The 13,133-nt window shown below is 61.8% G+C and carries 15 protein-coding genes; 7 read left to right on the top strand and 8 right to left on the bottom strand.

The window, feature by feature from the left end; genetic code table 11:
- Nucleotides 1-148: 148 nt before the first annotated feature.
- The 5 genes from CRI93_RS11375 to CRI93_RS11355 all read right to left on the bottom strand — a co-directional run bounded on the left by CRI93_RS11375 (nucleotide 149) and on the right by CRI93_RS11355 (nucleotide 3,893).
- Nucleotides 149-1,441: an alkaline phosphatase family protein gene (locus CRI93_RS11375; protein ID WP_098062761.1), complete on the bottom strand. Its 1,293-nt coding sequence runs from the start codon at nucleotides 1,439-1,441 to the stop codon at nucleotides 149-151.
- Between the two features lie 33 nt (nucleotides 1,442-1,474).
- Nucleotides 1,475-2,278: a hypothetical protein gene (locus CRI93_RS11370; RefSeq protein ID WP_141491682.1), complete on the bottom strand. Its 804-nt coding sequence runs from the start codon at nucleotides 2,276-2,278 to the stop codon at nucleotides 1,475-1,477.
- A 54-nt stretch (nucleotides 2,279-2,332) separates the two neighbouring features.
- The gene (locus CRI93_RS11365; protein ID WP_141491681.1) at nucleotides 2,333-2,608 is read right to left on the bottom strand and encodes a PLDc N-terminal domain-containing protein; all 276 of its coding nucleotides are present in this window, start codon (nucleotides 2,606-2,608) and stop codon (nucleotides 2,333-2,335) included.
- Nucleotides 2,609-2,721: 113 nt separating this feature from the next.
- On the bottom strand, nucleotides 2,722-3,573 hold the full coding sequence (gene hisG / locus CRI93_RS11360) for an ATP phosphoribosyltransferase (protein ID WP_098062759.1): 852 nt from the start codon (nucleotides 3,571-3,573) through the stop codon (nucleotides 2,722-2,724).
- A 56-nt stretch (nucleotides 3,574-3,629) separates the two neighbouring features.
- Entirely contained in the window at nucleotides 3,630-3,893 is a 264-nt protein-coding gene (locus tag CRI93_RS11355; RefSeq protein WP_098062758.1) for a phosphoribosyl-ATP diphosphatase, read from the bottom strand.
- 555 nt (nucleotides 3,894-4,448) lie between these two features.
- On the opposite strand from CRI93_RS11355, the gene CRI93_RS11350 reads away from it, so the two are divergent.
- Both CRI93_RS11350 and CRI93_RS11345 read left to right on the top strand, forming a co-directional pair.
- The gene (locus CRI93_RS11350; RefSeq protein ID WP_098062757.1) at nucleotides 4,449-5,057 is read left to right on the top strand and encodes a biotin transporter BioY; all 609 of its coding nucleotides are present in this window, start codon (nucleotides 4,449-4,451) and stop codon (nucleotides 5,055-5,057) included.
- Nucleotides 5,058-5,167: 110 nt separating this feature from the next.
- Nucleotides 5,168-6,370 (top strand): tetratricopeptide repeat protein, encoded by a 1,203-nt coding sequence (locus CRI93_RS11345; protein ID WP_098062756.1) that lies wholly within the window; start codon nucleotides 5,168-5,170, stop codon nucleotides 6,368-6,370.
- 30 nt (nucleotides 6,371-6,400) lie between these two features.
- Here CRI93_RS11345 and CRI93_RS11340 read toward each other — a convergent pair whose 3' ends face one another.
- Nucleotides 6,401-7,414, bottom strand: coding sequence for a YVTN family beta-propeller repeat protein (locus tag CRI93_RS11340; RefSeq protein ID WP_098062755.1), 1,014 nt, complete (start codon nucleotides 7,412-7,414; stop codon nucleotides 6,401-6,403).
- A 150-nt stretch (nucleotides 7,415-7,564) separates the two neighbouring features.
- On the opposite strand from CRI93_RS11340, the gene CRI93_RS11335 reads away from it, so the two are divergent.
- The 5 genes from CRI93_RS11335 to CRI93_RS11315 all read left to right on the top strand — a co-directional run bounded on the left by CRI93_RS11335 (nucleotide 7,565) and on the right by CRI93_RS11315 (nucleotide 10,392).
- Nucleotides 7,565-8,293 (top strand): cytochrome c biogenesis protein, encoded by a 729-nt coding sequence (locus CRI93_RS11335; protein ID WP_098062754.1) that lies wholly within the window; start codon nucleotides 7,565-7,567, stop codon nucleotides 8,291-8,293.
- A 62-nt stretch (nucleotides 8,294-8,355) separates the two neighbouring features.
- Nucleotides 8,356-8,622: a CcmD family protein gene (locus CRI93_RS11330; protein WP_098062753.1), complete on the top strand. Its 267-nt coding sequence runs from the start codon at nucleotides 8,356-8,358 to the stop codon at nucleotides 8,620-8,622.
- A gap of 46 nt (nucleotides 8,623-8,668) precedes the next feature.
- On the top strand, nucleotides 8,669-9,088 hold the full coding sequence (locus CRI93_RS11325) for a cytochrome c maturation protein CcmE domain-containing protein (RefSeq protein ID WP_098062752.1): 420 nt from the start codon (nucleotides 8,669-8,671) through the stop codon (nucleotides 9,086-9,088).
- A 50-nt stretch (nucleotides 9,089-9,138) separates the two neighbouring features.
- The gene (locus CRI93_RS11320; protein ID WP_176521840.1) at nucleotides 9,139-9,483 is read left to right on the top strand and encodes a DUF1499 domain-containing protein; all 345 of its coding nucleotides are present in this window, start codon (nucleotides 9,139-9,141) and stop codon (nucleotides 9,481-9,483) included.
- Nucleotides 9,484-9,720: 237 nt separating this feature from the next.
- Entirely contained in the window at nucleotides 9,721-10,392 is a 672-nt protein-coding gene (locus CRI93_RS11315; protein WP_098062750.1) for a hypothetical protein, read from the top strand.
- A 12-nt stretch (nucleotides 10,393-10,404) separates the two neighbouring features.
- Here CRI93_RS11315 and CRI93_RS11310 read toward each other — a convergent pair whose 3' ends face one another.
- Together CRI93_RS11310 and CRI93_RS15690 are read right to left on the bottom strand one after the other, a co-directional pair.
- Complete coding sequence (locus CRI93_RS11310) at nucleotides 10,405-10,869, bottom strand: phage integrase N-terminal SAM-like domain-containing protein (protein ID WP_098062749.1); 465 nt, start codon at nucleotides 10,867-10,869, stop codon at nucleotides 10,405-10,407.
- Between the two features lie 205 nt (nucleotides 10,870-11,074).
- On the bottom strand, nucleotides 11,075-12,331 hold the full coding sequence (locus CRI93_RS15690; RefSeq protein ID WP_425436990.1) for an alpha/beta hydrolase domain-containing protein: 1,257 nt from the start codon (nucleotides 12,329-12,331) through the stop codon (nucleotides 11,075-11,077).
- Between the last annotated feature and the right edge of the window lie 802 nt (nucleotides 12,332-13,133).

Here is a 13,133-nt window from a genome sequence, read left to right as displayed (position 1 = left end):
CAGCCGTATTACACCCAGCACCCAGACGTGCGTTTCTGTTGATGCAGTGCCCCTACCACACGTAACGCGGGTGTTGCGGATGAAGGGATCAGACCGAACACAAAAACCTGACAGGTCTCCGAGACCTGTCAGGTCTATCAGTCGGAAGCTACTCCGCAGCCCGGAGCAGCCCACGTGCCGCCTGCAGCGAACCGTCGTGCGACGCCGGGTCCAAGTCAAGCAGATGCGTCATGAGCGGATACAGGTCCACAAAGTCGAGCGTCTCAACCTGTGTGTCCGCCTCAAAGGCCGGACCGTTCGCAATCAGGAGCGTCTGCATGTCGGGGGTCGACGGTACGTAGCCGTGCGTGGCGCCGCTGAGTCCGTCGGGATTGTCTTCGAGATATGACGTGGTGGTGAGCGACCATCCGGGATCGGCGATGGCAATGATTTCGGGGATGCGCGGATGATCACGAAAGTGCAGGTCCTCGGGCGTCTCGCTGCGGTGATAGGCGCTTACGTGGTCGAGCGCATCAAGCGTGTCGATGATCGGCTGCGGATCCACCCCGGCGCGCGGATTCATCATGCCGACGGGCGTGTAATCGACGATCTGCACGTCATCGAGATTGATGTGCTCGTCGACCACCACAGCGCGCTCCCGTGCCGTCTCCACCATGCCATGATCGCCCGTAATGAACAGGTTCACGTCCATGCCGCGCGCACTCAGTCCGTCGATTAGGCGCTGCACGTAGCCATCCACCGCTTGCATGGCCGTGGCGACCTCGTCGGATTCGGGACCGTGGCGATGCCCTTGCGTATCCACCGTGCTGAAGTAGAGCGTCAGAAACGAGGGGCGCTTGGCCTCGGGCAGGTCGAGCCAATCGAGCACCGTGTCCACGCGCTCGTTGCCGGGTACGCTACCGTCGTAGGCCGTCCAGTACGAAGGGCGCGTGCCATCAATTTCGGCTTCGGAGCCGGGCCAGAAATAAGTTGCCGCGCGCAAGCCCTGCTGCTCGGCTGTTACCCAGATGGGCTCGCCGTCGTCCCACCAGTCGCCGTTCGTCACCGCAGCTTCGTTGCTCATACTAAAAGAGGCATCCATCTCCGGATCGTACATGCTGTTCGCGACAATGCCATGGTTGCCCGGATGCAGACCCGTGACCAGCGTGTAGTGATTCGGGAAGGTCTTCGTCGGAAACGATGGCACAAACCGCTCTACAGAAGCTGATGCATTCCGCAGCGAGTCGAGCGTCGGCGCGTCGTGCAGCTCCAGGTAATCGTGGCGCAGCCCGTCGATGGAGAGCAGCAGCACCGGCACCTCGGCAGGGGCCTGCACCCGGTTGGGCGTAGCATCCGGCAGATCGCCCGGCTTCTCGCATCCCCCCAGCAGACCAACGCCAAGAAGAGAAAGCACGAGCACACTGATCCAGGCAGGCGGTTTGCTTGGTAAGCTGGTGTTCATAGGGTCTTGGGGATACAGGAGATACGTTGATGCTTATGGGGTGGCAGCAGCTTCAGAGGTGCAGTAGGCCGCGGTGGAGGATCGGTCTTTGAGGCGTACGGTTGCGCCGTCGGGCACCACAAATTCGCTGAACCCGACCGGCTGCTCGGGGCGGCCCCAGTCGTAGGTGTAGCCAAGCCCCGTAAACGGATAGCCGCCCGGCTGGTGTGAGGATGCAAACTGCGCCTCCAGCCACTCGGTGTGCTCCGGGGCCACGCGCACACGGCTCACCGGCTGCGGCGGCGTTGTTTGGCACTGGCGGTCGGTGGTTTCGGGATCGGGGCACGGACGAAACAGGTCCGCCTGCCGCACCCAGAGCGTCACGAACCGGGTGTACCCGGCATACGGCGGCAGGCCCAGGCGTTGCTCCAACCGGCGCGTGCGCCACGTGGGGGCCACATCCCGACAGAATTGCTGCACCGCCGGCGTGAGTGTGACCCACACGTCGCCGGTAAGCGTGAGCGTGTCGCCCTCAGGCAAAGACGTGCGGGCGCCCGGTAAGGGTGCGTCATCGGTCCAGGTCGTCACCTGCACCCAGCGCGTGCTGTCGCTATCGACCTGCCAGCGGAGGGTATCGTTGTGGGGTGCTACGGGTGTGAGCGTACGCACCACGGCGTTGGGGCCAAACTGCGCGGCCTCCCGAATGGCCCGCTCGTACGCCATAACCAGCAGACTGGAGTCGGCCCATGCAAGTCCGGGCGCATTTTGCATCGGAGCCTGCTCCGTCGTGCGGCATCCCCCCAGCCCGATACCGATAAGGAGCAGCGCGCTACACACAAGCGCAGTACGTATTGGCACGGAGACGTCGGAATGGGGGGCAGTGCGCAGGCAACTCATCCGAAGAAAAACCGATTAGCGTCCGAACAGAAGGTACAGAATCGCGCCAACGAGCGGCATAAAGATGATGACAACCGCCCAGATGATCTTGTTGACAGGACTGCGTCCGCGGTCGCCCAGTAGGTCAACGAGGGCCACAAGGGCGATCACGAGGACGATAAGGGAAAATATCCCGGTAATCCCCGAGGTGGCCTGTTCAAATAGATTGCGTCCGCATCCGCTGAGCACAAGAAGCAGCGGCATAAGCACGGCAAGCGGCATCCAACGGCGTAGGGCAAGACGAGAAGTCATAGCATCTCCAGATTAATGAGATAGAAGGCGGTGCGTCGTTTCCCATTCTACGAACGAGCGTGGAGAATTGATACAGCACATGTATGCCCCCCCCCGAAAGACGATGCCTCCTATCAAATCCGGCAGGTGCGAATGTCGGTGATAATGATACCTTTGGCCCCGATGTCGGTGAGATCGTCCATAATCTCGTTGACGCGCGACTGCTTCGCCATAGCCTTTACAGCCACCCAGCCGTCTTTGCTAAGCGGCGACACGGTGGGTGACTCAATGCCCGGCGTAATCGTGTGGGCGGCATCGAGCTTAGAAGTTGGCAGGTCGTACTCGACCATGATGTAGGAGCGCGCCATCAGAATGCCCTTGATGCGCTCCTGGAAGTGGCGGGCCGCCTCATGGTCGGCCACAGTGCCGTTTTGGGCAACGAGCATGGCCTGCGACGCGATGATCGGATCGCCAATCACTTTCAGTCCGGCCTCGTCGATGGTGCGTCCGGTCTGCACCACATCAGCAATGGCATCGGCCACGCCCAGTTGAATTGAGATCTCGACCGCACCGTCGAGCGGAACGACCGTCGCATCGATACCGCGCTGCTCCAGGTCGCGCTGCACCACGTTGACGTACGAGGTGGCAATGCGCGTGTCGGCGGTGAAGTCGTCGGGCGTGATGTCTTGCTCTTTGGGTACCGCATAGCAGAAGCGCGCCTTCCCAAACTCCAGCGGCATGACCTGCGTGACGTCGGCCCCACTGTCGTGCAGCAGGTCGAGCCCGGTTACGCCCAGGTCGATGATGCCCTTGCTCACGTAGGTCGCGATGTCGCGCGGACGCAAGAACACGAACTCCACGCCATGGTCGGTATCGCGCACCGAGAGTTCGCGTCCGCGCCGGCTGCAGTGGTATCCGGCCTCGCTCGCCAGGGTAGCAGCGCCTTCGGACAGGGCACCTTTGTTGGGAAGAGCAATCTGAAGCATAAAACAGGGAGAATAACGAAACAGAAATCAGCGAATCAGCGGGAGGAGAGGTGTCGCTACAGGTGACGGTACACGTCGTCGAGGTCCAGATCGCATGCCAGCATCATCACCTGCACATGGTAGAGCAACTGCGCGATCTCTTCGGCGGTGCGCTCGCGGCCTTCGTGCTCGGCGGCCATCCAGACTTCGCCTGCCTCTTCGAGCACTTTTTTGCCGATGGCATGCGGCCCCGCCTCCACGCGGGCCACGGTTCCCGAGTCGGGATCCGCGCGCTCAACTTTGGCAGACAGCTCGGTAAACAGCTCTTCGAAGCGCTTCATAGGCAAGGGGAAAGCAGGGGCATCAGCCAAAAAGTTCGTGCCGTTGTACTTCGCCGGTGGGCAGGCGTTGCATTATGCTACGATCATGATTGCGCTGCGCCTCGAATTTTCTGTTGGATGCAAAGGGGCGCTTCCCTCCGCCACCTTTCACAGCATTGATTTAGATGCGGCAAGCAGCGGCCGGGCAGAGCGTCCCGAAGGAACGGGGCAGCGCCCCTGCGTGGCCTGCGTCGCACGGCGGAGGGGCCCAAAGTGTCATGCCTGTAGTGCTATGCGACGAGGAGTTGATCTTTTGCTCACACAGGACGGTCTCTCTACTTTTCTTCTCGCTCGCTCGTCGCGAGGCTCTGCCTCGTGACGCTTGACCCGGAGGCTCTGCCCCGTAGTCTTACCGCTCTGCCTGATAGCCCTTATGGATTTTACAGGGCTTCTCCCACGCCACCTTTCACAGAATTGATGCAGATGCGGTTGGGCGACTGCTGGAAACTCTCGCGCATGTTTTGTATGCTGCATATCCCCTGTTCACCCTATGTTGCGTGCAACCCCTCGAATCGCATGAAAACGGACGTCCTTTCGCTCCAATCCTCCCGCGCGTCATGGCTCGACCGGCTGCGTGCCGACGACGCCTCGATGGCGCTGCAAGCCGCGGGCATTACGGGCTTTGCGCTGCTCACCGCCTTCGCTGCCGATGCCAATGTGCGCCTCTACCTGTGGGAGGTCCCCATCACGCTGCAGACTCTGATGGTGTACGCCAGCGGGCTCTTCCTGGGCGCACGCAACGGCATGCTCGCACAGCTGCTCTACGTGGCCCTCGGCATGTTCGTCCCCGTTTACGCGGGCGATGGCACCGGCATCGCGTATCTGCTGGGCCTGGCCTCGGGCGGATACATCCTGTCCTACCCAGTTGCGGCGTTTGTAACCGGGGCACTCACCCAGCGGTGGAATAGCCTTGTGGGCAGCACCCTGTCGATGCTGGTGGGCGCCGCGATTATCTTCACCGCGGGCGTAACGTGGCTGCACTACGTCGCCGACCACGCCACCTGGATGGAGTCGATCGACAAGGGCTTCCTGCGCTTCCTCTGGATCGACCTCGCCAAGATCGGTGTGCTCGGCGTGCTGTTTGGCGGCCTCCGCTTCATCACCAGCTCCGATACTGAGGCATAAAACCTGACGCATAAACCGCCCGGCCCGCTGCTCTGGCGCCGGAACTGCACGGTTTGACCTCTGGTTCGACCGTCTGCGTGCATTATGCCATGCAGACGGTCGGTTGTATTATGAGACCTTTTTTTGCTGGATGCGGCCTGCTTGTCCTTGCCACTATCCTTCTGCTCGGACTCCACCCGGTCCCGGCATCCGCCCAGGCACCTGCTGTATCCGAAAACGGCACCTCTATTCTTGATGACCCGTTCGTACGCGAGCAAGGGAAGCGCGGCCTTGATTCGCTCTACAACATGGCATTCGACGATGCCGAAATCATCTTCGACCGCATTGCTGCACGGTATCCGAACCACCCTGTAGGTCCCTTTCTGAACGGACTCAACGTGTGGTGGCGCATCTTGCCCGACCTGGAAAACACCGCCCACGACGACGAATTTTATCGTTACATGCAGGCTACCGTCGACCGTGCCGACGCACTGCTCGAACAGAACCCTGACCACTTCGATGCGCCGTTCTTCAAAGGCATTGCGCTGGCGCTGCAGGCCCGCCTGAAGTCGAATCGGGGCGAGTGGGTGGGCGCCATGCGGCGCGGACGTCGCGCTATTGGCTACGTGCGCGAGGCGCGCGATCAGGCCCCACACATCGAGGACTTCGCGTTTGGGCGCGGTATGTACGATTACTACGCGGCAATCATTCCCGAAGAGTACAGTGCCGCCCGCATGGTCATGTGGATGCTGCCCGAAGGTGACCGCGAAGGCGGCCTACAGATGATTCACCGCGCGGCAGAAGAAGGCTGGTACATCCAGTCCGAGGCCCGCTATTTTCTCGCACAGATCTATGCGCTCTACGAAGACGATTACCGCGAGGCGCAGAAGCACATGGCATGGCTGCGCGAGGCGCATCCGCACAACTCATACTTCCACGCCTATGCGGCGCGGCTCCACAGCCGACGCGGACACCTGCGCCAGGCCCGCGATGTATATGCCGAGGTTGCCGCGCGCCACGAAGCGGGATGGACGGGTTACAACACGCCTATTGCGCAAGAGGCCTACTTTCAGATGGCCCGCGAGCGGCTCATCCGGCGCGATTATGAGGCCGCCCTCCAGCACCTGGCACGCATCGAAGAGCTGAACGCAAACGACACGGTCGAAGATCGTAAATACGTGGCGCTGGGACGGCTCTATCAGGGTATGGTGTACGACGCCACCGACCGGCGCAACCAGGCCGTAAATCGCTATCGCATCGTGCTCAGCATGGACGACCACAGCAACAGCCACGAACGTGCTGAGCGCTATCTCGATGATCCGTATGGCTCGTAGCGCGGCGACCATGCCTTGCGTGGGCCATTGCTACTCCACAAACGCCATCCCGTCGGGCCCTGTGCCCAATGGCAGGGTATCGACCACGGTCTGCTCCTCCAGATCAATAACCGTCACACTTCCGCCGTTCATGTTGCCCACAAAGGCTTCGGTGCCATCGGGCGTAATTTGGATGCCCACGGGTGTATCGCCAGTCGGCAGCCGCGCCATCACCTCGCGTGTGGCCACATCCACGAGCGCCACCTCATTGGCTTGAGCACACGCCAGCAGCGCCGTGTCGCCGTTCGGAGTCATGTAGATGCGCAGCGGAAAGCCCTCGACCGTAAACGAATCGACCACCGCCAGCGTCTCGGAGTCGATAATCGATACGGTATCCTCAGCCCGGTTTGACACCCACACCTCGCGTCCATCGGGCGTCAGAGCGATCCCCTCGGCCCCCTCGCCCGTAGCGATGTGCGCATCCACATTGCCCGCTTCCCGGTTAAGCGCCGTGGCCGTGCCACTGCCGATGTTCGCCGTGTAGATGTGCGCGCCCCCCAGCGCCAGCATGTGCGTACCCTCCTGACCGGTGCTCAGTGTGCGCTTTACCGCACCGGTCTGCGGATCCAGTTCCAGCACCGCCTGCAGGCCCTCCGCCGTCACGTACACGGCGGTTCCGGCCGCATCCACCTGAATGCCGTGCGGACGGCTTCCGGGCTCCAACATGACCCGCTCGCGCTCAGTGTGCGTCTCCAGATCAATGATCGAGATGCTGCCTTCTCCCTCATAGTTAGCCACGTACGCCACTGGCTCAAAGGGATGCACCGCGACTTCATGCGGCCCGCGTCCCACCGCAATGCTGTCTTCTACGCTGCGGGTGGCACGGTCCACAAAGTAGAGCAGGTCGTCAGTCTTGTCGGCTATGAGTACCGTGCCGGTGTCGGCAGACGATGTATCAACGGTGGTGGTACTCGTGCTATCGGAGGGCGTAGACGCGTCGTTGGTGCAGGCGGTCATGCTCACGAGACTTGCGGTGAGCAGAACAAGAAGGAACCGGGGGATCATAGCAACGAGGACAGGTTCAGAAAAATGCAAAACATGGTGGTTACGTGCTTGCCGCCCCCTTTTGTCCTGAATTCACCGGCGCAATGGGAATACGCCCGTAACGGGGGCGTACCAAAACAACGTAGACTGCTCATTGCATTGTATCATCTTATGGCGACGCCTCCTGCTCTTATTGGCCGTCCCCCGCTGTACCGTGCCGTGCAGGGTGCGGTGTTTCTTACCATCAGCGTGGTCATTGTAGCCGGGTTCCTGCGCGATATTCCGCGCCTTAGCATCATTGAGGAGTCGGCGCGCAGCCTCTACTTCCATGTGCCCATGTGGTTTACGCTGATGGGCGCAACGCTCGTATCGGCCTACCACTCAATGCAGTATCTGCGCACAGGTAACGTGGTGCGCGACATTCGGGCCCGCGAGGCGGCGCGCCTGGCTATTGTGTTTGGCGTGCTGGGACTCATTACCGGCATGGTGTGGGCGCGTTTTACCTGGTACGAGGGCACCGGCAAGTGGTGGAACTGGGACCCCAAGCAGAGCATGGCCGCGGTGCTCATGCTCATCTACGCCGCCTACTTTGTGCTGCGCGATAGCATCGAGTCGGATGCCACGCGCGGGCGCCTGGCCGCCGTGTACAACCTGTTTGCGTTCGCCACGGTGCCCTTTCTGCTGTACATCTTACCGCGACAGATGACCAGCCTGCACCCCGGCGCCGAGGGCAGCCCCGCGCTCTCGCAAACTGACCTGGCACCCTCCATGCGGTGGATCTTCTACCCCTCAGTACTCGCGTTCCTCGGACTCTTCTGGATGCTGTACACACAGCGCGTCCGGCTGGCCGTCATCGCATGGCGCGAGCGGGCCTCGGGACTGCTCTCCTCCATTCGCTGAGCAGGCCCCTGCTCGCCGCCCCACACGCGCTCCTGTTCTCTCCTTGACCTGACCGCCCACGCATGACGATTCACGCCTTCGAGCCTCAGACGGATTCGACCGTAGCCGACTCGGCGGCCTACGACTCGGCGTGGGCCCAAACCACCACGCCCACGGCCCAGCCCGATGCGCTGGAGCGTGTCTTTACGGCGGACGGCAAAATCTACGTCGTTGTCGCCGTGCTCGTCATTGTGTGGGTCGGCATCATGACGTACATCTACCGCACCGACCAAAAAATCGATGCACTGGAACGCCGCCTCGATGATTCGCTTTCAGAAGGCGACGCCTAATGGTGGCTTTTCCCCTTGTTTGACTCTCTTTAACGCCCCCCTTGCCATGCGTCCTAAAAAGATTATCGGTTTTGCCCTCATGCTGGGCTTTGGTGCCTTGCTGTTCTTCAACTTTGGCAGCCAAGTCGGTGGCTACATGGGCTTTGCAGAAGCCGAAGCCAGCGGCGCCAAAGCGCACGTCGTAGGCACCTGGGTCGAAGACGCGCCCACGCACTACGACATTGAGCGCAACCAGTTTACCTTTCAGATGCGCGACGAAAACGGCACCGTTCGCACCGTCCACTACAACGACCCCAAACCCGCCAACTTCGAAGAAGCCGAGCAGCTTGTCATCGAAGGCTACCCCGGCGAAGACGGCTTCGTGGCCGACCACATTCTGGTGAAGTGCCCCTCCAAGTACAATGAGCAGCGCGGCCTGGGGGAGGACGCGCCCGCCGCGAACGCCTCGACCCCGCAAACCCCGTAACCCGCGCGTCTACGAAGGCGTCCGCCTCCCCTCAGGTCCCCCAAAACATCGTGCCTGCCGCCCCGCCTGTCCCTCCATGCCCCGACACGCCCAACTGCGAGCGCACCCAGCGCGCGTTCGAGGCATCGCCCAACCGGCTCTATCAAGCCGCCCAAGCGGCCCTGGCTGACTTGAATCCGGTGTCCTGCACTACCGATCCCAACGACCGCAGCGCACAGGCCGTCTATCGGGTGGCCCTTGTCTTTAAAGACGACGTACACATCGCGGTGCGTCCCGGCAAAAATGGCGGTAGCGTGCTTCACATCCGCAGCGCCAGCCGTGTTGGATACAGCGATCTGGGCGTCAACGAACGCCGCGTACGGCGCTTCTTTCGCGCACTGGCTCATCACTTTTAAGACACCTGCTCTCCCTGCTGGCGCACCAATTTCTGTTGAGGACATTCCTTGAGATCTCTCCTGAACCGTCTCCTCAGCGCTCATCGAGAGCCGCTATGTAAATCTGCGCATGTTGCGTTAGGAGGATACGAAGGCCCATACCTCACTGCGCACCTTTCCCAGCGTCATCAGTTGGCATCTCTTTCAACAATTATGTACTCTGCGTGTAGGTTCATATCATCCTAAGTAAAGATACCCATGCGCCGACGTCCACTCGCCATGCGCTTCCTCCTGACAGCTTGCCTCCTTGCGACCGGTCTTGCTCTCCTGCCCGCCTGCGGCCTCACTGGCTCCGAGTGCGGCCCGTTCGACACGCCCACAGCCCCCGTTGTCGACTTCGATTCGCAGGCCCTTGCCGCGACCCAAGATCCATCTGATGCGTGGCCCCGGCTGTCTCCCATCGAGGACGACACCCTCACCGAAGGCCACTTCGCGATCTACATGCAGGCGCTGGACGCCCGCCGTGCTACGCTCGGCCTGGATGCATCGGCGCGCCCCTCAACACCCGCGTCGTGGTCCCTCATTCCCACTGCGCATGCCTGTACGCCCCCGTCCATCGCAGCCATCGGCACCATATCCGACCTTCGCATCTACAGCAGCACGCCGCTCTTCGACGGCTACTCAACAGACGACAACCTGGCTTCCCTTTTTGACATCGCCGTACGCGACCTCGACGGCCCCGCACGCATCGCGCCATTGGAGACGTTCCTCAGCGGCCCCGCGGAGTTTGCCCGCGAGATTGCGCTCGTGCTCACCGAAACGCCCGACACCTCCGCCGAAGCGCAGTTCACCGTGGAGTATCGCCAAGACAGCGGCGAGCTGGAACGCTACACCTTTACCACCAACCCGGTTGTGATGCAGTCTGAGTAGTAGAGTGCATGGCTACGTTGGCCAGAGGGTCTGACGGGCCTCGGTGGCCTGCGGCGGGGCATCATGGGCCGTTTGCACCGTATACGACAGCTCACGCGGCAACGGACGATGCAGCACCCGCTCGTGAAAGAAACGAAGCGCGTCTTCGGCTTCAGCACAGGTATCCTGCGTCCCAACAAACGACAGAAACGCTGCCGCATGATTGGCATCCAGCCGGTACAACGGCTTCGAGTCGTAGAATCGCAGATAGCGGTCGATCCAATACATTGTGGCAGGCTCGCGGTGTAACGGACGCTGACTGACGCGGTGCAGCGCACGGGCCTGCCGCATGAGTGCCGCATGATGCTTGATCGTTGCTGTTACGGTGCGCAGCACCTGAGCCGCGCGCGAGGTACCTTGTGGTAGGGAATCGTCAATGACCATAAGATCGATGGAAAGCGGCGCTACGCCCGCCCGGATCCCTCCATCCAGCGGCATATCGCCCGCCCAAGAGAACACGAACGCAGAACTCCTGCGTTTGGCGTGAGGGATACGCAACATCCAACGTAGCCCAAATGCATCAGAACCTGGGCCACTTTTCGCATCGCTCAGTGTACACTCTTGGCTTCCCCAGCCATGTGCCGTTGGCGCATCGCTCAACGGCTCCATACCCTGCGCACACTGTCCCAAGAGGCCGATGCGTCTACTCGTGCCCTTCGTGCACCCACGTCCACACCTGCGCGGCCCGCTCCACGACCCGCTCACGATCATCGGGGAGCAGAAAGCCCTGCTCAATGAGTGCATCGGCGGCCTGCTGCACCTGGTCCTGGTACGCTGACCGGCTGTCGTAGAGCGTCTCAATGGACGGACGCGGATCGCCGGTAGCCTCTTTCTTGGCTTTTGTCGTGGGAAGCGGAACGTAGGTACCGTAGAAGTCGGTCATTTCGTTTTTGTTGGCGGGCGCATCTACGCGCAGGTTCCACGGCAGGTAAGTGGCCAACGGAGCGCGTACGCCTACGTTACGCACGCCGCCAACCTCATTGCCCAGGCTGTCGACCTGTGGCACGCGGCCCGGAAACGGACTGTCAAGGCGTGGCGGCTGCGCGGTAACGACTCCATCAGTGCGCCAGCGCGGGCCGTAGTCGGCACGATAGGCGGTGTGCATGACTTTCGGAAACGCAAGCCCTGGAATCGCCGGTGCGTCCACGGCCTCCACCGCTGCCAGCGTGCCCGTCTCAATGCGCGGATACTGGCTCTCGGGCGGCGCGGTCTCTTCATCTACCCATTCAACCATCCGCACAAGCAGCGCCCGGTAGTTCACGCTCTGGTCCAGCGGATTGCCACGATATACGGCAGGATCGGTCTCCTGCTGCATCTCTTCGGGCGGCGGAAACTGCCACGGGAAGTGCTGTGCACTCGCCAGATGATAGATGCGCTCGTTGGGATGAAGCGCCATATCGCGCGTGCCGTCGACCGTCGTGTGGATTAGCGATGCCGCCCGGCCCCAGTACTCGTACCCGGTGTTCACCTGAAACATCTTGGGGATGTGGTCGGCGTGGTGCGCGTGCGCCAATAGTCCATCGCTCTGCCACGTCCGCGGATCATGCTGGACCTGACTTGTAAAGGGAAAGATATCAGTCGGATAGAAGAACGCCGAGTAGCGATGGGCATCGCGCGAGGGCTGGGCAAACCGGTGGTTGAAGCTGCCGCGTCCGGCGCCCGCTGTAATCGCATAGATACCATCGTACGCCGGACGGCCCTGCTCATCCGTGTTGAAGCCCTGATAGAGGAAGTGCCGCAGGAAGCGCCCCGTCTGCGACACGCCCACCGCAATGCCGTGCTCCACCGGAAAGCGCGTGTCAGCATCGTACTTCGCGTGCGAAATCACATCGCGAATGGCGGCCAGCCCGAGCCCGACCACCGCCGGATCTTCGGCCCGGTACACCAGCTCATAGATCATCCCGGCTTCAAATCCTCCTTGCAGCGTAATGTGGGTGCTATCGGATACCGTGACGCCGTCGTCGGTGGTGCGAGCAAACTGCCAGCGCGCACGCGGAATGGTCTGGCGCGGCGCGTTGCGTCCGGTGCGCATGGTAAGCAGATTGTCGGGATGGTCGAAGTCCGCGGCGGGGTACGCCACATGGTCGCGGTGCGCCACACTGAGCGTCTGCACTGCCTCGTCAATCACCCAATCGCTCCGCACAAGCCCGCTGATGGCGCTCCCGTCGTGATGGCGGGCGCGGGGCACCTGCAGGCGCAGCCGCTCGTCGCCATCGCGCGGCACGTCCCACTGCCACCCGACCCAGATGACCGTGAGCCCCTGCCGCATCAACAGCGCATCGCCCCACGCCTCGGGATCGCTCGGATCGAGGCTTGACGTGGAGGCCCGGTTGAAGTAGCTGGGCGAGAACATGCCGCCTCGGTTGCTGACCTCCACCACGCCTACGCCGCGCCGCCTGTCGGAATCGACTGGCTGAAGCACCGCGAAGTTGGCCGTGGCTTCTACGAGGCCGTTTTCGTTGCGGGGCGCGCGCTGCAGATCCACAATGCGTGCGTTCATGGGATGCGCCGGGTCAATGCCAAAGGTGATGCATCCCTCTAACAGTTCATACGCGCCGTACGCCCCAAAGGCGCGCCCGTTGAGCACAACGGTCTCGGATTCGACCTCAACGCGAATGACCTCAGCGCGCACCTCGCCGCCTACAACAACGAGAAACGCAATAAACAGCGCGTACAGAAAGCGATGCATAGAGCAGGGGCGG

The sequence above is a fragment of the Longimonas halophila genome (assembly GCF_002554705.1).
GTDB classification, from domain to species: Bacteria; Bacteroidota; Rhodothermia; order Rhodothermales; family Salinibacteraceae; genus Longimonas; species Longimonas halophila.
This window is presented reverse-complemented; position numbering and strand designations above follow the sequence as displayed.